1 protein-coding gene is annotated in these 713 nt (G+C 67.2%); it reads right to left on the reverse strand.

Going from position 1 to position 713, the window contains the following annotated elements; all coding sequences use genetic code 11:
* Positions 1–46: 46 nt before the first annotated feature.
* Positions 47–713: hypothetical protein (locus tag ELR45_RS10890; protein WP_165367669.1), on the reverse strand; the 667-nt coding region annotated here is incomplete at its 5' end.

Below are 713 nucleotides of genomic sequence, written 5' to 3' on the forward strand. Positions count from 1 at the left end.
CTCCGCGACCGACTCGTCGAGACAACCACACGCTCGTACCGACCTGTCACCAATGGATGAACCGGTACACGTCCTCCGACTGCTGAAGCACCTCGTGGTAGAGGCCCTCAAGCGGCGGCTCTGGCAGCAGCGCCTCTCCGGACGGTTCGGGGACCCGGGTAGGCACAGCTGTCGCCGCGTCGATCGCCAGGTCACCCGGGTCGGACATCCGCGGCCAGCACCCGAACCCTTCGGCCCAGCTCCCCGTCACGAGGACGTCCAGCCTGTTCCAACCAGCCTGTAGCTCGGCCGTGAACGCGGTCTCGTCCGGCGCCGGACTCGGTCCATGGAGCCATGCGCCGGTCCAGCTCCCGTCGACCATGACCTCACCGTTCACCTTGAACAGCATCCAGGTGGCTGCGCCTACGGAGAAGGCTGCCGCTCTCGGCTCCCTGCTGTACACGTACGTCCGGAGATATCCGGTCACGAGCTCGCTCTCCGCTGACACCGCGTCGAGGCTGACGAACCCGTCGCTGTCCGCATCGACGACGACGCCCCAGCTGCTGCCGTCATCCGCCGTTCCGGCCCATGGGTCCGTCTGGTACAGATCGCCCAAGGCACCCACGGTCCTGAACGGCCAGCCCCCTTGAGCATGTGGAAGCGTCAGGGGTACGGTCTCGGTCTCGCCGGAGGCACGCCATTGCCCGATGGTGACCATCGGCGCGTACTCGGTC

The organism is Phytoactinopolyspora endophytica, assembly GCF_004138495.1.
GTDB classification, from domain to species: domain Bacteria; phylum Actinomycetota; class Actinomycetes; order Jiangellales; family Jiangellaceae; genus Phytoactinopolyspora; species Phytoactinopolyspora endophytica.